Raw genomic sequence first — 21,791 nt, forward strand, 5'->3', positions numbered from 1 at the left:
CATGGCTAGAAACACCGCGATTAAAGTGTCTAATTTAACTCATACAGTGACATCGAATACAGGGAATTTAACCATATTGAAAGGAATCAATATGGAAATCAAGGAAAGCGAGTCCGTGGCTATTGTCGGTTCATCAGGTTCAGGCAAGTCAACTTTACTAGGTTTGCTAGCCGGATTAGATGTGAATACATCCGGTGATATTTTTCTTTATGAACAAGAGTTCTCTAGCCAAACAGAAGAGCAAAGAGCACTCGCTCGAGGCCAATACGTTGGTTTTGTCTTTCAATCGTTTCATCTTTTGCCTAGCCTGCAAGCCATTGAAAATGTCATGTTACCCGCTGAACTAAAAGGCGATAAAGACGCACGCAAGAAGGCAGAAGTATTACTTGAGAAAGTCGGCTTGTCGCACAGGTTAACCCATTACCCGAATCAGCTGTCAGGTGGTGAACAGCAGCGCGTCGCAATTGCTCGTGCATTTGCTTCTAACCCTAAAATTTTGTTCGCAGACGAGCCTACAGGCAACCTTGATGAAGAAAATGGAAAGCTTATTATTAAATTGCTATTCGATCTTAATCAATCTCAAGGGACGACATTGGTGATGGTAACTCATGATAATGAACTTGCTAAAATGTGCGACCGTCAATTGGTCATGTCTGCAGGTCAGCTAACGGAAAAATCTTTATGAGTTTTACCTTTCGTTTAATGTTCAGAGATATTCGTAGTGGTGATTTGCTCACACTTCTATTGGCTTTGGTTATCTCAGTAAGCACAGTCACATCGATAGGTTTGTTCATTGATCGCTTACAATTATCCTTCGAACAAGAGTCTGCAAACCTTCTAGCGGCCGACCGTCTAATCCGCTCAGATGACATTATTCCAGCAGAATGGGAAACAGAGGCCAAAGAACTGTCTTTGCAAACCGCGCAAAGAACGTCTTTCACTACTATGATGTTCGCTGGTGATTCACTTCAGCTTTCTCAATTAAGTGCAGTTAGCGATGGTTATCCATTAAAAGGCGCTTATCTTGTCGACGACGTTTTATTTGGCACAGGTAAAAGTTCGACCGAAACGCCTAAGCAGGGAGAAGTTTGGGTGTCTTCACGTTTAGCTAGCTTGCTTAAAATTACCCTTGGTGATCAAGTTGAAGTGGGAGACGCCTCGCTTAAAGTCACAAAATATCTAGTGCGAGACCCCGGTTCCAGCACTTCTGCGTTTGCTATTTCTCCACGTGCCGTGATGAACATGGCGGATCTTGCGGCAACCAATGTAATTATCCCCGGTAGCCGAGTACGTTATTCTCTCTTACTTGCTGGAAATAAAGCTTCGCTTGAAGAATATGAAACTTGGATAACGCCACAATTGAATGAAGGCCAACGCTGGCAAACTCCCACTCAACGTGGTGAACGTATTGGTGATACTATCGGACGGGCAGAGTCCTTTTTGTTATTAGCGGGTACTTTAGCTGTAGTTATGTCTGGCGTCGCTATGGCGCTAGCTTCGGCTCGATTTGTAAAACGTCACTTGATGCAAGTCGCTATTTTAAAAACACTAGGCGCAACGCCAAAATTATTAGGACGATTATTCTTCCTACAGCTTTTTACTTTATTTCTTGTCGGTGCAGCTATAGGCTTGGCAATCGGTTGGGGGTTGCAAGAAATTATCGCCTCTTTGTTATCTGGCTTGATGTCGACCACTTTGCCAGAACCATCTATTACTCGATTGTGGTTAGGTGCGGCGACAGGTCTGATCTCTATGGTGGTTTTTTGCTTACCATTGATGTCGCGCCTCATAAAAATTTCACCATTATCCGTACTACAACCTAATGCCAAAATTGAACTTAATGGCTTTGCCATTTACTTAATCGGCTTCATTGGGATGTTCGGTTTGATGTGCTTGTATACGAATGGTTTCTTGCTGCCAAGTATTATGACGGTTGCCATTTTGGGAATTGCACTGTTTGTTGCTGCCATTGGTTGGGTTGCTTTTAAATTAGGACGATCGTTAACCTCTGGCGCGACCAGCGGTTGGCAAATAGGTCTGGCTTCCCTATACAGAAGATTGATTCCAAACCTCTTTCAACTTTTGGTCTTCACGTTAATCATTATGCTGACTCTGATCTTGATTGGCGTGAAATCAAGTTTGATTGCTGACTGGCAGCAACAGCTTCCAGAGGATGCTCCAAATCATTATTTGTTCAATGTACAAGCGGACCAAATTGATCCGATTAATGCCCAAACGACCCAATTGGGTCTCAAAAAATCCGATTGGTATCCTATGGTGCGTGGTCGTGTTACCGCAGTGAATGATGAAACCGTACAATCCCTTTATCCTGAAGAAAAGGGCGAGCCTGAACTTTATGAACGAGAGCTAAACTTAACTTGGTCAGACACGCTTGGAAAGGGCAACGAACTTGTCGAAGGCGATTTTTCTGCTGAAGGGCTTTCAGTCGAACAAAAGGCTGCTAAAGAAGCCAACCTAGAAATAGGGGATAAACTGACTATCAATATTGGTGGCAATATTGTCACCTTACCTATTACTTCTGTTCGGACAGTTGATTGGGGATCCATGCAGCCTAACTTCTATCTAATTTTGCCGAAGAGTGCGTTAGAAGGTTATCCAGCCAATTTTGTGAGTAGCTTGTTTGTGAGCGATACAGAGGCGCAGTCTTTTTATCGATTGATGGCAAAATTTCCTACAGTGTCTATTTTGAATGTGGGCGATATTTTAAAGCAAATACAAACAATAATAGGGCAACTGTCTCAAGCGATTCAGTTGGTGTTGTTTTGTATTCTTAGTGCCGGTGCTTTGGTGTTATTAGCCAGCGTACGCTCAACACTAGAAGAGCGTTTAGAAGAAGGGGCCTTGTTAAGAGTACTGGGAGCACGAGGTGCATTAGTGAGACAGGCGTTGTTAGTGGAATTTGGTGCTCTTGGATTCTTTGCAGGGCTCATTGCCGCCATAGGCGCAGAAACCTGCTTACTAGGATTGCAGTTTTTTGTATTTAATGCGGAGGCGAGCTTTCATCCATTGTTGTGGTTATTAGGACCCGCCATAGGTGTGGTTGTCATTTCAACCATTGGTATATTTGCTAGTAGGACTGTGCTAAAAGTGCCGCCCATGCTTTTACTGCGTGGGTTATAATTAAAAACGTTTCATAATCGCTTTTGAATTACGTACTTTTAAAAATACTAGGCTGTTTAGATGTTTGTAGAAAAAACTGGCTATATTGTGAGCCGCCATACACGAGATGTTAGCGGATATATTGAAATGAGCCTTTTTATAAAAACGCCGGAAGGAACGGTAAAAGTCCTTCCGGACCGGCAGCTTAGCGTTTTTTTCACTGATGCCCCGCTTGATAGCCTTCCAGCCGATGTAACTGGCGTACAGTGTTCCGAACATGCGTTAAAGTCATTTAATAACGAGCCAGTTGTCTTGGTTCAAAGCACTAGCCTCATGCTCCACCAGCAGATGATTAACTTGGTAAAGCGTAATGGTTTCTCTGTTTTTGAAGAAGATATTAAGGCTCACAATCGTTATTTGATGGAACGCAATATTAGAGGCGCAGTGCGTTTTATTGGTGTTCCCGACTCAAGTAATCAAACTTTTCGCCAAGCCAGGGTCATTGCTGGTGATTGGCAACCAGATTGGAACGTTTGGTCACTGGATATCGAAACCTCTGTTTCAACAAACACCTTGCTTTCCATAGGCATTACGTCACGAGATCAACGAGTCGCTTTCGTAGTAACCAACCAAGAGATCAGTTCTCCTATTATTCGTCGCTTCAGTGATGAGAAAAGCTTATTGCTGGCGTTTATTCGTTATGTGAAAAAGTATTCTCCAGACATTTTCATCGGTTGGAATTTAATCGGCTTTGATTTGCAATTTATTGATCAGCGCTGTCAGATTTTGGGTATTCGTCCGGCATTTGGTGTAAACGGCGAAAATTGGAACATTCGCTCATCCGATAACCAGGGCAAATACTTTGCCAGTATTCCCGGACGCGTTGCTTTAGACGGCATTACCTTGTTAAAAGTGGGCGGTTATCACTTTGAATCGTACAGCCTTAACAATGTAAGTAACGAAATTCTTGATGATGGCAAGCTGTTGCATGGCAGCGAACGTTGGCAAGATATAGAAAGGCTTCATAAGGAAGATTTAGATGCGTTTGTCGCCTACAATCTGCAAGACTGCGATCTTGTCATGCGCATTTTTGAAAAATTAAAGCTCATCGAGCTGCAGCAAACTCGTGTCGACTTAACTGGGATTCCGCTCGAGCAAACCGGCGGTTCTGTCGCAGCCTTTGAAAATTTGTATTTACCTCGATTGCATTCCGCTGGTTGGGTTGCGCCGGCTTGGAGTGACGATGACTTTGTCGCCAGTCCCGGCGGTTTTGTTATGTCATCCATACCTGGGCTGTATAAAAATGTATTGGTTTTCGATTTTAAAAGTCTGTATCCCAGTATTATTCGCACCTTTCACGTTGATCCTTTGGCCCGTATAACCGCCCAACACTCAGCTAGCTTAGTTCAGGATAAAACATCAGCGTCTCAGCTGGTTCCGGGTTTTTTAGGAGCGTATTTTGATCGCCAACAAGCTATTTTACCCTCACTGGTCGGTGAGCTTGCTCAAGCGAGGGAAGAAGCCAAAAGAGTTGGTAATGGCATTTTAAGTTACGCTATTAAAATCATTATGAATTCATTTTATGGTGTACTGGGATCAAACGTTTGTCGCTTTTATCATGCCGAATTGGCTAGTTCTATCACCATGCGTGGTCATGAATTGTTAGGCAGAACCCAAGCTTGGATGGAAGAGCGCGGCGCTCGAGTGATATATGGCGATACGGATTCTCTTTTTGTCACTCTTAATAACGAACAGGAAGACCCTCAAAATCTAGGTGAACGGTTACGCGATGACATTAATACTTGTTTATCAAACTGGTGTAAGGAATACGCTCAGCTTGACTCCCATTTAGAGCTTGAATTTGAGCGAGTTTACGAACGATTTTTCATGCCTACAATACGCGGGCAAGAAGAAGGCAGCAAAAAGCGCTATGCAGGAAAATCAAACGGAGAACTTGTCTTTAAAGGCTTGGAGGCCGCTCGAACCGATTGGACGCCTTTGGCAAGGCAGTTTCAGCGAACCTTGTTTGAAAAAGTATTTAGTGATGAAAACCCAATTTGTTACATTCAAGAGACTATCGCAAAACTTAGAGCGGGTGACTATGATGATCAGTTGGTTTACAGCAAGCAGTTGAGTCGACCGTTGTCTTCTTACACTAAAAATAAGCCACCGCATGTCAGAGCGGCCGCCATGATTGATCAAAAAAGAGCAGAGCAGGGACTCCCCCTAGAATACAACAAAGGTAGGAAGCGTGTTTATTACCTTTATCAGCGCTCTGGCGTGGTGCCTTATGAAAGTCCTGAGAATTTGATTGATTTGGATTACGAGCATTACATCGAAAAACAGATAGAACCTATTGCCGATAGCATATTGCCATTTTTCAAAACCAATATGGCAAGTTTGCTCTCGCAACAAATCTCTTTGCTTTAGTTTTTATTAAGCGATTAGATACGGATTCCGAACGCTGTTTCTGTGTTGTCTGTTGCTATTTTTGCCAGCTCTTCCAAAGAAATTCCTTTTAATCTAGCAACCTCTTGCGCAACCCAAGGTAAATATTTAGGGTGATTTTTCTTTGGGCGTGGACGAATGTTGCGAGGCAATAAATAAGGCGCGTCGGTTTCAATAAGTAGTTTATTCAAAGGAATATGAGGCACAGCAGCTTGTAAGTCTGCTCCTCGGCGCTCATCACATACCCAACCTGTGATACCAATAAACAATCCTAGCTCTAAATACTTATCCAACTCGACTCGACTCCCTGTAAAGCAATGAATCACAGATTTTCTAGCTAAACTTGGGTACTTTTTAAGTATCTCTACCATATCTTTGTGTGCATCTCTTTCATGTAGATACAAGGGAAGGCCGTGTTCAATTGCCAACTCTATTTGCTCATTAAATGCGTAAAGTTGTTCATTTGGTGTTGAATAGTTTCGGTTAAAATCAAGGCCTGTCTCACCAATAGCGACAGGTCTAGCGTCTTTAATAAGGGCAGAAAACAGAGTTTTACTTTCTGTATTCCACGTTTTTGCCTGATGGGGGTGGCAGCCTAACGTATTCCATATCGTAGGATGTTTCTGGCTTAACACCTGGATCTGCTTACTTTCCTCTAAATCAGAAGCAATGCATATCATGCCTTTAACACCAGCTTCTTGCATGTCGATCAGGGTTTGATCTAAATCATCTAGAAAATGGCTGTGATTGATATTTACTCCGATATCTATCATACCCCCCCCATCTCACGAGCTTCTTTTAAGCTTTTTATATACAGATCTTTGAGTGATTGCTTTGACATATCTTTGCTTGCAAGCATGCCAAAGGGGATTTTCTCCCATCGACCAGCTTCATACGCGACGACTATTTTTAAAATACCACCCAAATTACCTTTGTACTCCAGTAATGCGGATTTTATGTTTTCGTCAAGTGGTAAATCTTTTAGAAGTGTTGGCAGCTCTTCGTCTAGGAAGCTTGGTAGGTAAGAAAAAAGCCCTACTAAAAAAGCACCGTCTAACTTTGGGAACAACGCAGTAGAAAGGTTTTGGCAAAAACAAGCACGAGAAACTGCCATAGAAAATAAACAATCAGGCTTTCCCGACACACTGCCTAGCATAACAAGCCCAACCCATTTAATCAGATCTCTGACACCAATAATCTCGATTGCTCGCTGAGCATTAGAGACATTAAATTGACTGCGATAAATCACAGAATGTGTGAGTTTTATGATTCGATAGGTTAACGTTGGGTCTCGTTCAATGCATTCAGCTAATACTCTTGGAGATGATTCACGGTTGTTCAGCGCCACTAATAAATCAATCAAAATAGCTTTATACGCTAAGATGCGTTTGCCTTTAACTGATGTCATCTTATTGATGAAATTTCCACTAAATTGGCCTTCAGGAACATTTTCTAAAAGCTGCGCAAATTGTTCCGACTTTTCAATTTTATTTACCCAAAGATTTTTTGACGATAAGGCTGGATGTTTAACTCTAGTAATAACATCATCGACAGATAGATGATCCAAGGTAAGCATTACATAAGAGAAGATACTCAGTAAGGCAACAGTAAGCGCCTCAGGCTTAGGGTTTATAATGCCCAGCTGGTAGCCTTGAAGACGAAACTCAGATAACGTTTCAACGTGTTTTTCAGTTAATTCATTGGCACTCAAGAAAATAACCATATGAATGTTTGTTTGTAATGGTAGGGCCGAGAGTTCGGTTAAGCTAGTCTGAAAAAATATAGTTTTTTGCTGTGTTATTTCGGTAAGATTGGCATCTACAAACAAGGAGCTTAAAAAAGAAGCATCTTGCCCTTGAGTTACATTGCTTGGATGTAGTATGTAATAAGCGGTTGTTTCTGATAGTCGATTTACAACAGCTTTACGGCAAAAAAGTATATCGGCATCCTTCATTAAGAATCCTTGCAACAAGAGTTAACACAAAAAAATACTGTAAGATTTAGTCTTATAGAATATCATGGTTATAATGGATTAATGCCTTAATTTAAAAATGTTTGGAGTAATATATGGCAAGCATGTTAGACGCTGTAGACCAAAGAACCAAGTTAGTGGGTGAAAACCGCTTGGAACTTTTAATGTTCCGCCTTGGTGGAATGCAAATGTTTGCAATAAACGTTTTTAAAGTTCAAGAGGTGGTCATGCTGCCTAAGTTGAACTTGATGCCACATAGACATCCATCCGTGGCTGGCGTCACACATTTTCGAGGCAGAACGGTTCCTGTTATCGATCTCTCCGAATCTATTGGCATGAGACCGATTGACCGTACTCAGCCATGTAACTTAATTGTGACTGAATACAATAATACTGTTCAAGGATTTATGGTTGGTGAAGTTGATCGAATCATCAATATGAATTGGAATGAAATCTTACCACCACCAGATGGTACTGGGCGTCAACATTACTTAACAGCGATAACTCGAGTTAACGACCGCATTGTTGAAATTATCGATGTTGAGAAGGTTTTGGCTGAAATCTCACCTTATGACACCACTGTCAGTGATAACATTATAGATAAAGATCTGTTGACATTAGCCAAAGGCTTAGAAGTACTAGTTGTGGACGATTCATCTGTTGGTTTAGCGCAATGTCGCTCAACATTAGATTTTATGGGTATAACTGTTCATGAGGCTACAGATGGTAAACGTGGTCTTGAAAAGCTAAAGAAATGGGCTGATGAGGGTGAAATTGTTCCAGAAAAATTATTAATGATGATCACAGATGCAGAAATGCCGGAGATGGATGGTTATCGCTTAACTCGTGAAGTGCGTGAAGATCCAAGGCTTAAAGATCTATATATCGTTTTACATACGTCTCTTAGCGGTAGTTTTAACAAAGCCATGGTGCAAAAAGTTGGCTGTGATGATTTCTTGTCGAAATTTCAACCAGACAAGCTAGCATCTTTGATTCAAGAAAGAATTCGTAGCGTTGTTAATCAAGACTGATATAGAAAGACTACTGATTAATAATGATTTAATAAAGCATACAAAAAAGCAGACCTATGTCTGCTTTTTTGTTGTCTTTCTCCATGGCTAGGAGGGGTGTTTTATCTTATGCCAAGTATTGAAATGTTTTTTTTATTGTTCTTTATTGGTGCAGCAACAGGTTCAATAGCTTCCGTTATTAAAATAGCGCCTGCACTTATTGCCATTCCCGCCTTATACTTTTTTTTGCCTGTGTTTAATTTGTCTTTTGAACTTCTCATGCTTCCAGCAATTGCTACTTGCATCACAGCGTTTATCCCAGCTCATCTTTATGCTTGGATAATTTCTATGAAAAAGGGAGAGGTTGATTCACAGCAGCTGATCAACTTCGCTCCAGGTATTGCTATGGGCGGTGTAATAGGCGCACAAATACTGTCTCTTAGTGGCTTGTTTGTCTTCAAAATTGCTTTCTCGTTAATAGCCCTCATCGCTGTTACAAACGTTTTCTTTCTAGCTAGGCCAGAAAAAATATATGTAGCGCAAGTAGGGAAAACATGGAATTTACCCATTGGCCTAATTATTGGTGTATTGTCTCTTATGGCTGGCAATTGTGGCCATGCACTAGGCTGTTTGCTATGTAGTTTTAAGAAAGTCGAGGCAAAACTGCAGCAAGGCACATCGAATGGTTTTGTTGTTTTTGCCTCTATTGCAGCAATGGTCGGCTTCATTTACCCCGCTCAAACGTTTGACCATATTGGATTATCTGGTTTTGCTGGTGCAGTACATTTACCTTCAATGATTATTTTGTCGTGTAGTCATTTGTTTTTTTATTGGCTGTGCCATAATCGAGGTAATGAGCTGGATAAAAGCGTCTTATCGATCAGCTTCGTTGTATTTATTGCTTTTTCTGTCCTTCGCCTATGGATCTCATGACGTATTTTTCCGTGTGGGATGTTAATTTGTGGTACCTAGTTCAAAAATAAAACTGACACAAAACGTCTATTCAGATACGAAACTAAACAATATCAAGCTTTAATTAGCTTGGTTTTTTCATTATTGGCCCCAATTTATTGGCTTATAATAGAGTAAGAATTCCAACTCAAAAGGTATAGCATGAAAAACACGAGCGACTATGGCGTATTGATGATGAACTTGGGGACACCAGATGCTCCACAGACACCTGAAGTCCGCCGTTTCCTTAGAGAGTTTCTTTCTGATTCTCGTGTTGTAGATTTAAGCCCATTAATTTGGAAGCCGATTCTTAATCTTATTATTCTCACCATACGCCCACCAAAAGTAGCTAAGATTTATCAACAAGTTTGGATGGATGAAGGTTCACCTCTTCTAGTGTTAAGCGAAAGATTAAAAGAAAAGGTAAAAGAAGCTTTATCGGAAAAAACAGGTCAAACAGTTCCTGTTGAACTGGCAATGACTTATGGCAATCCAAGTGTTGAGTCGGCAGCAAATAAATTAAGAGAGCAGGGTGTCAAAAATATAATTGTTGTTCCTATGTACCCTCAATTTTCGGCTACGACCACTGCAGCGGCTTATGATAGATTAATGAATTCGCTAAAGAGTTGCCCTCATTGGCCATCACTACAACTGCTTCACGATTATGCTGATCATCCCATGTACATCAAGGCGCTATCTAATTCGGTTCGTGCGCAATGGGACAAGCAGGGGGAAAGACGTCATCTTGTTTTGTCTTACCACGGCATTCCAAAACGTTACGTTACAAATGGCGACCCTTATGCGCGTCGATGCGAAACAACCAGTCGACTGGTTGCGGAGGAGTTGGAATTGGGGGATCACGAGTGGACACATGTTTATCAGTCTAGATTCGGTCGCGAAGAATGGTTGAAGCCTTACGCTGATGCCACACTGAAAGCTTTACCTTCGATGGGGGTGAAAAAAATTAACATTATCAGTCCCGCTTTTTCAATTGACTGCATTGAGACTCTAGAAGAAGTCACTCTAGAGCTGGGTGATGAGTTTAAGAACAATGGTGGTTTAGCGTTTGACTACATTCCTGCGTTAAACGATACACCAGATCAAGTAGCTTTATATGTTAATTTGATTGAGCAAAATACTAAGCAGTGGACGTAAAATGACGTTAAACAGTTCACAGATTCAAGCAATTGCTTTTGATGCAGACGATACACTCTGGAGAAATGAGGATATTTTTATTCATGCTCAGGATGAGTTTATTAATTTACTATTGCCATATCATGATGAAAGCTACGTTCGTTCCCATCTAGGTGAAGTGCAGATTAATAATTTAGAACATTTTGGTTATGGTATAAAAGGCTTCACTTTATCTATGATCGAAACCGCTATTGAGCTAACTGAAGGTCGCATCACTGGCAACGAAATACATGAAATTATACAGCTTGCTAAATGTATGCTGGCTTCACCAGTGGAGCTGTTACCGAATGTAGAGAGCGTTCTTTCTCAACTAAAAGGACGGTTTCGTTTATTGGTTATTACTAAAGGCGACCTACTTGATCAAGAAAGCAAACTGGCAAGATCAGGTATTGCCGATTATTTCGATGCCATTGAAATAGTAAGTGATAAAACTTCCGCAGCTTACCAACAAATACTTCAACGCCATAAGATTTCTGCAGAACATTTCCTAATGGTTGGTAACTCATTAAAATCCGACATCTTGCCCGTTTTAGATCTCGGTGCCCAAGCGCTTCATGTTCCTTATCACACCACTTGGGACCATGAGAAAGTTGCAGACGAGACACTATTGCATTACCCGCAACTGGGAACTCTCAGTGATGTAGCTCAAGTTACTGATTGGTTAAATCTTTCGACTACTATGGACAAAAAGGCAGTATGATGAAATATATAAAGGCAATTGTTTGCTCACTCATTCTTGTTTCTACATTAGCTCAAGCAGAAGAAAGTACACTTGATAAGGCAAAAGAAGGGGCTCAAAAGTTATGGGAGAAAACCAAAACAACAACGTCTGAAATAGCCGATACCACCGCAGAAAAAGCATCTGAATTTGGTGAGAAGGCATCAGAGCTTAGCAGTAAAGCATCTAAAAATGCTAAAGAAACCGGCACAGTAGTCTGGGATAAAATGAAAGAGGCAGGAACAGCAACAGCTGAGGGTGCAAGAAAAGGTGCCTCAAAAATCCGCAGCCTAGCAGGCCAAGAAGATTGTGAAAAATACAGTACGTCTTGCAGTAAAAATAAAGAGTAACCTGTGCAGGAAAAAGACAACAACTCTCCAGCAACATCCTCTAGCAACTGGGAACAAGAGTTCCTAGATCAGAGCGATGATGCTCATATTAAATCTGCTAAAATTCGCTATCGTTGTCCAAAATGCGAGAGTTTATTGGTTTTAAAAGAAGGCGCCAATGGCGCATTCTGGGGCTGTGAATCTTATCCTGTCTGTAACTACACAGCGAATAATGAAAACGGTAAGCCAGTCAGAGCAAAGCGCTACCTTTGTCCAGCTTGCGAGTCTCCACTAAGAAGAAAGACTTTTAAGGATAATGCCTTTTGGGGCTGCTCAAATTATCCAGAATGCAAAGTTACCGTAGAAGATGATAATGGCGTTCCTTCAAGTACCAAAAAATACCCTTGCCGCGCTTGCGGACACTATCTTGTCAGAAAAAAAAGTAAAAATGGGTACTTTTGGGGCTGTATTACTTATCCTGTGTGCACCAATACTCTAAATGATGATAAAGGCTTACCGATATTGAAAAAGAAACGCTGACAGTTTTAAGTACATTATCCACTCAATGTTGCTTAGCAATATCAGCTAACGCATTATCGATATTATCAAATTGAAATTCAAAGCCTTGTTTTTCTAACTTTTGAGGAACAACCTTCGCACCTTCGGTTAATAACGAGGCCATTTCTCCAAAAACAAGATCAAGCGGCCACCTAGGTGTCGGTAAAATAGCAGGGCGCTTTAATGACGCCGCGTATGATTTCGCAAAATGTTTTTGCTCAATCAGTTGTGGAGCTACTAAGTTATAAATCCCTGTGTAGGACACATCGAACATAGCATTTGTAATGGCTTTAATCACATCAGCTATGTGCACCCACGAAAACCATTGTTTGCCGCCAGCGATAGGACCTCCTAATCCACACAAAAATGGTAGGCGCATTTTCTCTAGCGCTCCACCAATCCCTAGCACAACTCCTAATCGAAATATCACCACCCTTGTATCATCATTCGAGAAAGCTTTTGCTGAATTTTCCCAAGCTGCGCAGAGATCATGGGAGAATCCCGATTTTGGTGGTGTGTTTTCATAAAAAACTTCATTTCTTGCTACACCATAATAACCAACTGCTGACATTGAAATGACCGTTTTAGGTGGATATTTTAAAGCTTCCTTGACTTTATTTGTCAGATTTATTCGACTTTCAAATAGAACTTCTTTGCGCTTTTTAGTCCATGGCTTACTGGCAATGTTTTCACCGGCAAGATTGATAAAAACATCTATTTTTTCTTCTAATTCCGCTAACGATGCCAATGTTAATTGTCTAACTCTAGCATCTAGCCGGTTATCCACTTTTCTCACAAAGGCATAGATTTTATGATTGTCTTTTAATAGTGCGGCGAGCAAAGATTGACCAATAAACCCTGTCGCTCCAGATAATAGAATATTCATTTCATCGTGCTCCATGTGTTGCGATAATGATTGTATTACGTATAAAAAATGAAATAGGATCAATAACTTCCTAAATCTAACTCATAATCTACTTTTTGCCCGATTTGATCAGAAGATTTTAAGGTTTTTTGCTCTGCACCTTCTTTTTCTGACATAGGATGGCTAAAATGGGGAATCGAGAAACATTAGGTATCAAAATGCTACGCAAAGAATACGATCACATCATTCTTCTTGCACATGGAAGCCCTGATCCCCTTTGGAAACTGCCCTTCGAATCGCTCTATCATCAAGTGGCACAAACATATGGTGAAGGCAATGTAAGTTTGGCTTATATGGAACTTACGTCTCCATCTTTAGAAGACGTTGTAGGCATGCTAGGCGCAGAGACTCGTAACGTTGCTGTGTTGCCACTGTTTTTAGCAGTCGGACGTCATTTAAGACATGATGTACCTGCGCAAATAGCTACATTGCAAAAAGACGATTTACACATAGAGTTGCTACCTCCAATTGGAGATGATGCGCTAGTAAAACAGGCCATGCAAACTGTTGTTGCTAATCATTTAGGTAAGGTTTAAACATGCCATTAGTTTTCGTTAATTCATGGAGCCCGATGAATGCTATTTAGACACTTACCTGATGAAATATTTCAGGCATTAAGCGGCTCTAATAGAGCATTGATTGAAGCGGTATTGAATGATCTTGCTGATGTTTTTTATGATCACGCAGAAGATCCAATAAAAGACAAATCTACCATCATAGAATCGATAGAAGACACACTGCATAAGTTAGATACGCTTGCTTGGCATGATGACCAAAAAGAACCCTTTGATTCGCCGAAAACCATTCACGATTATGCCTTAAGAATCTACCATCGCTTAGTGAATACTGGTTGGCTAGTAGAGGAGCAGGAGCTGTATCGGGTCAGCGTATTGATGACTCCACAAATTTCCATGTTACTTCGTTCTCTAGTCGAAATCAGCCGACACGGTAAACGCAACTACGGTGCAACCGTATTAAGTATTCTTAGTAACTTAGAGTCTGTTGCCAAACATCCCGTAGAACGTGGCGTAACATTACGCCAATCAGCGGAAGCTTCTAGAGATTTCTCGGCACATTTAAACCAGATATTGCTTGGCATACGCAGTCTACAGCGGGAGTTGTTTGCAAGCCGAGATCCTAAAGCTATTGTAGCAGGCTTCTTTGATTTATTTGTCGAAGGTATATTGATTGCCGACTATAAAACTATCAAAACAAGTAACAACCCATTTCGCTTTAGACGCCAGATTCTTGAATTAACGCAAGAATTTTTGAGTAATCCAGAAACCATGGGGCAGGTTGCTCAGTGCTATGTTGATCAGCAGCTGATTACTATGGCTGAAGCACAAGCCATGGTAGAAAAAGATTGCCGTGACATCATTCAAACCTTTAGCAACATCGAACAACGCTTAGAGCGTATTGATGAATATCGCTATCGTTTAGAAAAACGTGCGGCCGACACGGCTCGCTACATGGACAGTTCTAGACCGGGTATGGCGAACAAAGTGGCTGGCATCATTACTGATGTGGCTAAATATGACAAGTTGCCAATTTTAAAAGAAGTTATTGGTTCACGTTTTATTGGCATGGCTTCAGCGGCACAACCAACAAAACGTCGTGAGCCACCACCACCTCGTGTCATGACGCCTTCAGAAGTGTCTGCTGACGCAATCAGAATGCGCGATCAGCAGCGCCGCTTCCATGAAGCTCGACAAGTTACTATTCCAAAAATGCAGAGTTATTTAGATAAGCAGATCGCTTCTGGAGATAGTAAGCATATTTTGGATTTCACCATCGAATCGGTAGAGGACTTTGTGTGCTTTGACCATTTACGTTATGTCGGCTCTCTCGGCGTGAGCGCTAAAAAAATAGAAGATTTATTTGAAGTACAGTTTACTAATCAGTATTTGGATGTGCATAACTTCGTTGAATGTCGCGAATTTACTGTCGTACGTAGGAGCAAAGCGTAATGCTTAGAGAATTAAAAAAAGTCGTTGAAGAGTCCGGCAAAGACGCTCAAGAATTCCAACAGACAGCAAACTTTGTAATTGCAAATCAATTTGCTAGCGCCTACAAACATGGTCAGCGGAAACATTATTTGCTTTTAGAGTCTTATCAGGACTACTTCGATAACTTATTCGACGCGTTAGGTATGAAGCTTTACATCAACGAGAATGAACGTCTTGCCGGTGTTTTACCCATCCAGAAAGAAGCATTTGTCCGTTTGAAAACTGATGAAACGCTATTTTTATTGGTTCTTCGCCAAATTTATGAAGAAAAAATAGAAAATTTTGAAGTTGATAATGGCTTTGTCGCAACCAATACTCACACCATTTTAGACAGATTTGTTCAGCTGGTTAAACGTGAAATTCCAAATGAAACACGCTTCAAAGACATCTTAGCTTTGTTCAGCCGTCATGGGATTGTCATTCGCGGCAAATCTTATGAGGAAGACAGCAAGAATCAAATGATCAACATTACTCCGGTAGTAAGATTGATCGTAACCGAGGCGTATCTAAGACAGTTAGAATCTTTCAATGGCACCGATCCAGATGAAGATGAAATTGCTGATTCAGATGCTGAAACAGAAACAACGCAAGAAACCAATCAAGACTAGGGCCAAAATATGAAAAAGTTAAATCGAATCGTATTAGTAAATTGGTACCTACTTGGTGCAGAAGAAATTAATATTCGAGGTAATACTGCGATTATCGGACCTACAGGTTCTGGTAAATCGTCTTTACTTGATGCTATTCAAACCGTATTGACAGGTGCCAGCAAACGTCACCTTAACTACAACGCCAGTGCAAACGATGGTAAAGCCAGTGGCCGTAGCATTCGTTCTTACATATTGGGGATGATAGACTCAGGTCAAGCCAACTCAAAAGCCTTTGGAACACAACCAAGACAGGATGCAACAAGTTATCTCGCATTGGTTTTCGAAGACAGCATTACAGGTAAAGAATCAACTGTAGGTTTAGCATTAAGTGCATCCTTAGCGTCTCCTGAAGAAGATGTGCTTGGGCGTTTTGTACTTTCAAACTTTGGCGCCAGAAAATCAGATTTTATTGACGCGATGGAAGGCAAGAGCTTCAAGGCTAAACCTTGGATTGAAGTACGCGAAACGATGAAAAAAGTCTGCCTAGACCCTTACATTAAATCAGGCAGCGCATCAGCAACTCAATATATCAACCGCTATCTTGAAGAGCTAAGCCCAAGCCCAGATCACTTGATCACACTGGACAGTTTCCTTAAAAACTTCAAAAACGCTTTAAAATTTGTACCGATTGCCTCTCCAACACGCTTTGTGCAAGATTTCGTCTTGGCAGAAGCGCCACTGCAAGTTGGTGCTTACCAAAAGTCTCTGCATGAGTATCGTCACTTAGAAGCTAAAACTCTTGAAGTCTCTAAGCGTATTGATGATTTAAAACTTATTCAGCAAGACTGTGAGAAAAAGCATCAGCAAGAACAAAGCGCAATCAATTATCAATGGATAGCAACCGAAGCACGTTTCGATGAGCTGGGTAGCAAACAAGATGATATTCAAGACCAATACGAGCTGCAAAAAGAGCGCGAAGAAGAGATTGAAGAAGAGCTAGCAACTCAAGGTAGCCTATTAAAGCAACTGCAAGGGCAGCTACTTCGTTTCGAGCAACAGTATGAGCACTCTGATGTTGGTTTGAAGCTTCAGCAATTAGAGCAAAATAAGAAATTGCTCACTCTGCAAGGTCAACAAGATCAAAAAGCCATACTGCAAGTTCGTCAATTAACCTTATTATTATCGGCGCTTAACTCTTTTGAAGATTTGCTCTCAAAAGAAACCAACGCCTTAGTGAAAGAATTTGCTGCATTCAATGGCTTGATCACGGAAGAAGGACGCGTAGAAGGCAACCTGAAACCATTAACTCAGAAGCTTATTGCTCTTAATGAGATTTTAGACAGAGAGAAATCTCAGGTTTTTGGCCAGCGTTCAGAGCTAAACCGTACGATCCTGAATTTAAAAGATGAGTGCAAACAACTAGAATCGGATGTCTCTTCTTTGAAAGGCGGCGTTAGCCCACTCTCCCAAAATACAAAACGTCTAATTGCTTTATTAAAAGACGCTAATATTACTGCTACACCATTGAGTCATTTATCCGAAGTGACCGACAGAAAATGGCAAGATGCTATTGAAGGTTATCTTGGGGCTCAGCGTGAAGCATTAATTGTTGAACCTGAAGACGCAGAAGAGTCCATTCGTATATTCCGTGCTCATCGACGTCAATTAATGGGATGTCGAGTTATCGATACGACGCAAACACGACTTTGGTTAAACCGTGGCGACAACAATTCTGCATTGCGTTTCATTCGCTGTAATAATGATCATGCTCAAGCTTATCTAAATCGTCGTTTGGGTGGCATCAAGCCTGTAGATACAGAACGAGAATTGCTGCGCGAAGACAGTGCCATGACAGCAGATGGCATGTTAAAACTTGCTGGAACCATTTCGACTATTCGCTTTGTGCCGCACATGATGGTCGGTATCAATACCGAAGGCATGCGTGAGTCTCGCGAAAAACAACTTGCAAGCCTAAGTGGCGAGCTGATGAATTTCCTTAAGGTGGATCAACGTCTTGAGCAGGCTGATTCCTTGTTAGGTCGCGTTATGGCCAACAATCAATTTGATGCAGAAAGTATTGGTAATGCCAGCCATACCGTTACGCGTTTAACTCAAGAATTAGAATCGGTTGATGCTGAAATCTCACAATTGCAAAAGCATGACGATACAGAACTACAAGAACGCATCGAAGAGCTTAAATTGCGCATTGCAAATGTCGAACTGGATCAGAAAAAATTAGATCGTGAGCGTCAACAAATTGCTGAGCAGTTTGGCGCATTGAATACGCAAAAGAGTCAGCTAAGCTCTGCATTGTCGGCTCTTGATGAAGAGCGCAATCGCCTGACATCTAATCCAAAATACGATGCCGAATTTGCAAGCGAACGTTACGCTTTATTAGAAGGCAGTATGGTAAATGGCGCGGCTATTTATAAAGAGGCTATTAGTCGAGCAGACAAAGCCAGCGAAAAAGCTCGCAGCTTTGATCAAAAGGTTCGTAAAGAAGTTGCGGATCATTATGGCAAATATCATCATGCGAATTTAGACAACGATGTACAATTGGATTACTTGGAATCTAAGTTTGAAGAGTTCGAGCACTATGTTTCTTATCAAATCGATATTTTGAGTGAAACAGAGTTGGCGAAATACGCCAAGCGTGCAGAATTGGCTCGTAAAGAAGCAGAAGAAACATTCCGTTCAGACTATGTGTCTAAATTGAAAGACTCCCTTGATCAAGTTGCGCACATTATTCGTGAGCTTAACCACAGCTTGAAGCGTCGCCCATTTAACCAGGAAATCTATCAATTCCGCTATTATCCAAATGGCGATATGAAAGACATTCTAGATCTTGTTGAGCGCTTTAGTGCGCAAGATCAAGCCAATGTAGGCGGATTATTCGATCCACATTTAAGTAATGATCCTGATCATATTCGTGCTATTGCGTCTATTCAGGAACTTATATCTGATGATGAAAAACAACAAGATCTTGCTGACTACCGTAAATTCTATAACTTCGAAGTAGATATTTTAGACGCGGAAGGAAATAAGAAAACTACGCTGAGCCAACGCATTCAAACGGGTTCAGGTGGTGAGCACCAAATCCCGTTCTATTTGGCGATTGCTGCTGCCTTATCTACTACCTATCGCTTACATGAAACCATGGAAGGCGAGATCGTTGGTGGTTTCTCATTGGCTATGTTCGATGAAGCTTTCAATAAAATAGATATGGTGAAGACATCTACGTGTATGGGGTTCATGAAAGACATCGGCTTACAGGTTATCGCAGCAGCGCCAGACGATAAACGCGCTGTAATGGCTGCCAATATGGATACGATTATTAGCGTATGGCGTGAAGGCGGAGCGGTATCTATTGACGTAGCTTACCCGAAAGAAAAGGGCCAAGTTTTACTAAATGGGCAATCGGACAACTTAGCAACTCCGGCATGATAGAGAATGACATGATCATACAAAATCAGATAGACCAACGTATCAATGAAAAATTGGATATACATCATATGACGCTCGAAAACGAGAGTTATATGCATAATGTACCAGCAGGAAGCGAGTCACATTTTAAGTTGGTTCTAGTGAGTGATGCTTTCGAAGGTAAGAGACTAGTTCAGCGTCATCAGCTTGTTTATGGAGTACTGCAAGACGAGATGACAAAGATTCACGCTCTTGCTATGCATCTATACTCAATTAAAGAGTGGAGTGAGCGCAACGCGCTTGCTCCTTCATCGCCAAAATGCCACGGAGGCGAGCAGGGCGAATAACCCTAACTCGGTCAGCTAATGAGTATTTCAATCACTGTTAATGATGTCAAAGATATAGCTACAATCACTATTGTTGGAAGTTTTGATTTCTCTTTATTTAATGAGTTTAGGGCAGGCTACTCTGATCTTAATAAACCTTATAAAACCTACGTGGTTGATATGAGCATGGTCGAGTATTTAGATAGCGCTGCTCTTGGTATGCTGTTAAGTATGCGCAATGCCATTGAGGCAGACTGTAACATTCAATTAACCGGTGCTAATGCCTTTATTAAAAACATCCTCATGATCTCTCGTTTTGATAAACGCTTTGATATTCAGTAAAGGCTAGAATGATGAAATTATTATGCGTAGACAGTGAACCAGTTTATCGCGAAATTATTTCTTTATGCGCAGAGAAAGAAGGCGTGAAAGTCAAAAGTGTAGCCAGTTACGAAGAGGCTATTCTTGCATTTGAAAACTACGCTCCCGATATAGTTACTCTTGATGTGATTGTAAAAGGTGGTAGTGGCTATAATTTAGTCCAAAAACTTAAAGCCTTGTCAGGCAGCCGTTTTGTTCCGATGATTTTTCTTGCTTCTCATACAGCTGATTCAGTAATGGATAAGTGTTTTAAAGCAGGCGCGGATGACTTCATTCCCAAGCCATTTAATGAGGTGCTTTTCAACATTCGACTTAAAACGCACATGCGTCATGTCGAGCTAATGAAAGAAATGTATCGAAAAAACAAAGCGCTGACTTACTATCAAACGATGATAGAGCGAGAGCATGAAATGGCTCATCATGTACTTGATCATATTCAAACTCGAAGTGAAAAAAACTCTGAACAAGTAGCCATTACTAGGTTATCTGCCGCCAGCTTTAATGGGGACTTAGCCTTAGTCAAAACTCGCGCAGATGCTGCCCGTCTTGTTTTTGTAGGAGATTTTACGGGACATGGCTTGCCAGCTTCGATTGGCGCTTTACCCGTCATGCAAACATTCTTTGATGCTGTTGATGATTTGGTCTGTGTAAATGAGTTAGCAGTTCGGATTAATCGAATACTGTTCAGTATATTGCCCGATTATATGTTTTGTGCAGGCTATCTCATTCTTATGACACAAGAAGGTGAAATCACTTATTGGGGTGGGGGAATGCCTAATGCTTTTATTAGACGCTCCAATAGCTCAGTGGACTATTTACAGTCCAATCATATGCCGCTTGGCATTCTTTCTGCCACTGAGTTCGAAGCAGACTTACAAAGCAATAAGTTAAACGCGGGAGACACGTTGATTATTGTATCTGATGGAGTTTTAGAACTTAAAAATTGTCACGAAGAAATGCTTGGAGATAATAAGGTCAAGACCCTTATATCGAACGCTTATTCTGAAAAAAGCCTAATTACTGCGCAACAAATCATAGAGCAGCAACTTGCTGAGTATTTAGGTGAATCAGAGCAACTAGATGATATTACTCTCGTTGCTCTTAGGAGTCCTTGTTTGTAATGGCAAAGTTACAAACAAGTCGCTTCAATTAAGACCTTTTACTACCTTTCTTCTTGTTGTTATTGCCTTTCGCTTTAGGTTGAACCTTTGGAAATGGTCGCTTTTCAGGTTCCGTACGCAGTACTAAAAACAAATCTGTAACCACTTCTGGAATCTGAGCAATACATGAATTGGTTAACTTTTCGCTTTCGCGAATTTGAACAACTTCTTCATCATCAAACAAATCAGACGCAACCATGATTGGTAATAACAACTCGGCAACGACTTCTTCTTTCTCCGGTTCAAACCAATGACTCTCTGTCATGAACACACCTTCCATAAAACCGGTAGCCCATTCCTGCAATTCACTTAGTTCTTCTGGTGACGAGGCCATTTCAAGTTCGCAAGGCACCATAAATCCATCTTCCGACTCTAACTCTTTTTGAATGTCGATAAAAAGGCGTGAGAGGTACTGAAGTATTTGCTTCTCTTGTTTTTCATTTTCAAATTGCGGAGTGTCTTCAAAAATAACAGGCAGCCACTTATCTTCGGCTGTCAGAACAGGACAAATAGACAGTGCCGTTAAGAAGCCATGAGCCATAACAAAGTTCTGACATTCCTCATGAACTTGATCCGACTCCAAAAAATTTTCTAACGTCTCTAACTCAAGATCATCAAGAGGTTGGTGTGCCATGCAAATGTTTCCCTAATACAAATTAAGTGACTGATTCTAGCGAAAA

General features: G+C 41.1%; 20 protein-coding genes. 16 read left to right on the plus strand and 4 right to left on the minus strand.

The genetic code is table 11. The features are described 5' to 3' along the window. The first annotated feature begins 1 nt into the window (after window position 1). The 3 genes from TY87_RS02155 to TY87_RS02165 are packed head-to-tail and all read left to right on the plus strand — an operon-like array spanning window position 2 to window position 5,550. Window positions 2-685, plus strand: coding sequence for an ABC transporter ATP-binding protein (locus tag TY87_RS02155; RefSeq protein ID WP_072839057.1), 684 nt, complete (start codon window positions 2-4; stop codon window positions 683-685). Further along, on the plus strand, window positions 682-3,141 hold the full coding sequence (locus TY87_RS02160; RefSeq protein WP_100185822.1) for an ABC transporter permease: 2,460 nt from the start codon (window positions 682-684) through the stop codon (window positions 3,139-3,141). The genes TY87_RS02155 and TY87_RS02160 overlap by 4 nt, the downstream gene beginning before the upstream one ends. A gap of 60 nt (window positions 3,142-3,201) precedes the next feature. After that, the gene (locus TY87_RS02165) at window positions 3,202-5,550 is read left to right on the plus strand and encodes a DNA polymerase II (protein WP_100185823.1); all 2,349 of its coding nucleotides are present in this window, start codon (window positions 3,202-3,204) and stop codon (window positions 5,548-5,550) included. A 14-nt stretch (window positions 5,551-5,564) separates the two neighbouring features. Here TY87_RS02165 and TY87_RS02170 read toward each other — a convergent pair whose 3' ends face one another. Then, window positions 5,565-6,341, minus strand: coding sequence for a TatD family hydrolase (locus TY87_RS02170; RefSeq protein ID WP_100185824.1), 777 nt, complete (start codon window positions 6,339-6,341; stop codon window positions 5,565-5,567). After that, entirely contained in the window at window positions 6,338-7,522 is a 1,185-nt protein-coding gene (locus tag TY87_RS02175; protein ID WP_100185825.1) for an EAL and HDOD domain-containing protein, read from the minus strand. The genes TY87_RS02170 and TY87_RS02175 overlap by 4 nt, the downstream gene beginning before the upstream one ends. Before the next feature lie 113 nt (window positions 7,523-7,635). Here TY87_RS02175 and TY87_RS02180 point away from each other — a divergent pair, with 113 nt between their 5' ends. The 6 genes from TY87_RS02180 (at window position 7,636) to TY87_RS02205 (ending at window position 12,282) form a co-directional block, all read left to right on the plus strand. Continuing rightward, entirely contained in the window at window positions 7,636-8,571 is a 936-nt protein-coding gene (locus tag TY87_RS02180) for a chemotaxis protein CheV (RefSeq protein ID WP_100185826.1), read from the plus strand. A 123-nt stretch (window positions 8,572-8,694) separates the two neighbouring features. After that, window positions 8,695-9,483 carry a sulfite exporter TauE/SafE family protein gene (locus TY87_RS02185; protein WP_232617049.1) on the plus strand — a complete coding sequence of 263 codons (789 nt, stop codon included), beginning with the start codon at window positions 8,695-8,697 and terminating at the stop codon, window positions 9,481-9,483. 180 nt (window positions 9,484-9,663) lie between these two features. Continuing rightward, entirely contained in the window at window positions 9,664-10,656 is a 993-nt protein-coding gene (gene hemH / locus TY87_RS02190) for a ferrochelatase (RefSeq protein ID WP_100185828.1), read from the plus strand. A 1-nt stretch (window position 10,657) separates the two neighbouring features. Beyond that, window positions 10,658-11,395, plus strand: a complete 738-nt coding sequence (locus TY87_RS02195) for an HAD family hydrolase (protein WP_100185829.1) — start codon at window positions 10,658-10,660, stop codon at window positions 11,393-11,395. Then, window positions 11,392-11,763, plus strand: a complete 372-nt coding sequence (locus TY87_RS02200) for a hypothetical protein (protein ID WP_100185830.1) — start codon at window positions 11,392-11,394, stop codon at window positions 11,761-11,763. Before TY87_RS02195 ends, TY87_RS02200 begins: the two co-directional genes overlap by 4 nt. 3 nt (window positions 11,764-11,766) lie before the next feature. After that, window positions 11,767-12,282: a DNA topoisomerase family protein gene (locus TY87_RS02205; RefSeq protein WP_100185831.1), complete on the plus strand. Its 516-nt coding sequence runs from the start codon at window positions 11,767-11,769 to the stop codon at window positions 12,280-12,282. Between the two features lie 22 nt (window positions 12,283-12,304). On the opposite strand, the gene TY87_RS02210 is transcribed toward TY87_RS02205, so the two are convergent. Then, entirely contained in the window at window positions 12,305-13,186 is an 882-nt protein-coding gene (locus TY87_RS02210) for a TIGR01777 family oxidoreductase (protein WP_100185832.1), read from the minus strand. Between the two features lie 167 nt (window positions 13,187-13,353). Between TY87_RS02210 and TY87_RS02215 the strand changes: the two genes are divergently transcribed. Genes TY87_RS02215 through TY87_RS02245 form a run of 7 tightly spaced genes read left to right on the plus strand, consistent with a single transcriptional unit; the run spans window position 13,354 to window position 21,072 of the window. Further along, window positions 13,354-13,761 (plus strand): sirohydrochlorin chelatase, encoded by a 408-nt coding sequence (locus tag TY87_RS02215; RefSeq protein WP_084122259.1) that lies wholly within the window; start codon window positions 13,354-13,356, stop codon window positions 13,759-13,761. A gap of 39 nt (window positions 13,762-13,800) precedes the next feature. Then, the gene (locus tag TY87_RS02220; protein ID WP_072839045.1) at window positions 13,801-15,192 is read left to right on the plus strand and encodes a Wadjet anti-phage system protein JetA family protein; all 1,392 of its coding nucleotides are present in this window, start codon (window positions 13,801-13,803) and stop codon (window positions 15,190-15,192) included. After that, window positions 15,192-15,839, plus strand: coding sequence for a DUF4194 domain-containing protein (locus TY87_RS02225; protein WP_100185833.1), 648 nt, complete (start codon window positions 15,192-15,194; stop codon window positions 15,837-15,839). The genes TY87_RS02220 and TY87_RS02225 overlap by 1 nt, the downstream gene beginning before the upstream one ends. Before the next feature lie 9 nt (window positions 15,840-15,848). Continuing rightward, window positions 15,849-19,265: an SbcC/MukB-like Walker B domain-containing protein gene (locus tag TY87_RS02230; protein ID WP_100185834.1), complete on the plus strand. Its 3,417-nt coding sequence runs from the start codon at window positions 15,849-15,851 to the stop codon at window positions 19,263-19,265. Window positions 19,266-19,276: 11 nt separating this feature from the next. Continuing rightward, window positions 19,277-19,591, plus strand: a complete 315-nt coding sequence (locus TY87_RS02235) for a BolA family protein (protein ID WP_100185909.1) — start codon at window positions 19,277-19,279, stop codon at window positions 19,589-19,591. 18 nt (window positions 19,592-19,609) lie between these two features. After that, on the plus strand, window positions 19,610-19,912 hold the full coding sequence (locus tag TY87_RS02240) for an STAS domain-containing protein (protein WP_072839042.1): 303 nt from the start codon (window positions 19,610-19,612) through the stop codon (window positions 19,910-19,912). 11 nt (window positions 19,913-19,923) lie between these two features. Continuing rightward, window positions 19,924-21,072, plus strand: a complete 1,149-nt coding sequence (locus tag TY87_RS02245) for a fused response regulator/phosphatase (RefSeq protein WP_232617043.1) — start codon at window positions 19,924-19,926, stop codon at window positions 21,070-21,072. A 28-nt stretch (window positions 21,073-21,100) separates the two neighbouring features. Here TY87_RS02245 and TY87_RS02250 read toward each other — a convergent pair whose 3' ends face one another. Then, window positions 21,101-21,745, minus strand: a complete 645-nt coding sequence (locus TY87_RS02250; RefSeq protein WP_100185836.1) for a YecA/YgfB family protein — start codon at window positions 21,743-21,745, stop codon at window positions 21,101-21,103. Window positions 21,746-21,791 lie beyond the last annotated feature (46 nt).

Origin of the sequence: Marinomonas sp. BSi20584 (genome assembly GCF_002792415.1) — a bacterium.
GTDB lineage: Bacteria > Pseudomonadota > Gammaproteobacteria > Pseudomonadales > Marinomonadaceae > Marinomonas > Marinomonas polaris.

What these genes read in the sequence shown, in the direction of transcription:
- TY87_RS02155 (WP_072839057.1), top strand. Translation starts at nt 2, where the DNA reads ATGGCTAGAAACACCGCGATTAAAGTGTCTAATTTAACTCATACAGTG.
- TY87_RS02160 (WP_100185822.1), top strand. Translation starts at nt 682, where the DNA reads ATGAGTTTTACCTTTCGTTTAATGTTCAGAGATATTCGTAGTGGTGAT.
- TY87_RS02165 (WP_100185823.1), top strand. Translation starts at nt 3,202, where the DNA reads ATGTTTGTAGAAAAAACTGGCTATATTGTGAGCCGCCATACACGAGAT.
- TY87_RS02170 (WP_100185824.1), bottom strand. Translation starts at nt 6,341, where the DNA reads ATGATAGATATCGGAGTAAATATCAATCACAGCCATTTTCTAGATGAT.
- TY87_RS02175 (WP_100185825.1), bottom strand. Translation starts at nt 7,522, where the DNA reads ATGAAGGATGCCGATATACTTTTTTGCCGTAAAGCTGTTGTAAATCGA.
- TY87_RS02180 (WP_100185826.1), top strand. Translation starts at nt 7,636, where the DNA reads ATGGCAAGCATGTTAGACGCTGTAGACCAAAGAACCAAGTTAGTGGGT.
- TY87_RS02185 (WP_232617049.1), top strand. Translation starts at nt 8,695, where the DNA reads ATGTTTTTTTTATTGTTCTTTATTGGTGCAGCAACAGGTTCAATAGCT.
- hemH (WP_100185828.1), top strand. Translation starts at nt 9,664, where the DNA reads ATGAAAAACACGAGCGACTATGGCGTATTGATGATGAACTTGGGGACA.
- TY87_RS02195 (WP_100185829.1), top strand. Translation starts at nt 10,658, where the DNA reads ATGACGTTAAACAGTTCACAGATTCAAGCAATTGCTTTTGATGCAGAC.
- TY87_RS02200 (WP_100185830.1), top strand. Translation starts at nt 11,392, where the DNA reads ATGATGAAATATATAAAGGCAATTGTTTGCTCACTCATTCTTGTTTCT.
- TY87_RS02210 (WP_100185832.1), bottom strand. Translation starts at nt 13,186, where the DNA reads ATGAATATTCTATTATCTGGAGCGACAGGGTTTATTGGTCAATCTTTG.
- TY87_RS02215 (WP_084122259.1), top strand. Translation starts at nt 13,354, where the DNA reads ATGGGGAATCGAGAAACATTAGGTATCAAAATGCTACGCAAAGAATAC.
- TY87_RS02220 (WP_072839045.1), top strand. Translation starts at nt 13,801, where the DNA reads ATGCTATTTAGACACTTACCTGATGAAATATTTCAGGCATTAAGCGGC.
- TY87_RS02225 (WP_100185833.1), top strand. Translation starts at nt 15,192, where the DNA reads ATGCTTAGAGAATTAAAAAAAGTCGTTGAAGAGTCCGGCAAAGACGCT.
- TY87_RS02230 (WP_100185834.1), top strand. Translation starts at nt 15,849, where the DNA reads ATGAAAAAGTTAAATCGAATCGTATTAGTAAATTGGTACCTACTTGGT.
- TY87_RS02235 (WP_100185909.1), top strand. Translation starts at nt 19,277, where the DNA reads ATGATCATACAAAATCAGATAGACCAACGTATCAATGAAAAATTGGAT.
- TY87_RS02240 (WP_072839042.1), top strand. Translation starts at nt 19,610, where the DNA reads ATGAGTATTTCAATCACTGTTAATGATGTCAAAGATATAGCTACAATC.
- TY87_RS02245 (WP_232617043.1), top strand. Translation starts at nt 19,924, where the DNA reads ATGAAATTATTATGCGTAGACAGTGAACCAGTTTATCGCGAAATTATT.
- TY87_RS02250 (WP_100185836.1), bottom strand. Translation starts at nt 21,745, where the DNA reads ATGGCACACCAACCTCTTGATGATCTTGAGTTAGAGACGTTAGAAAAT.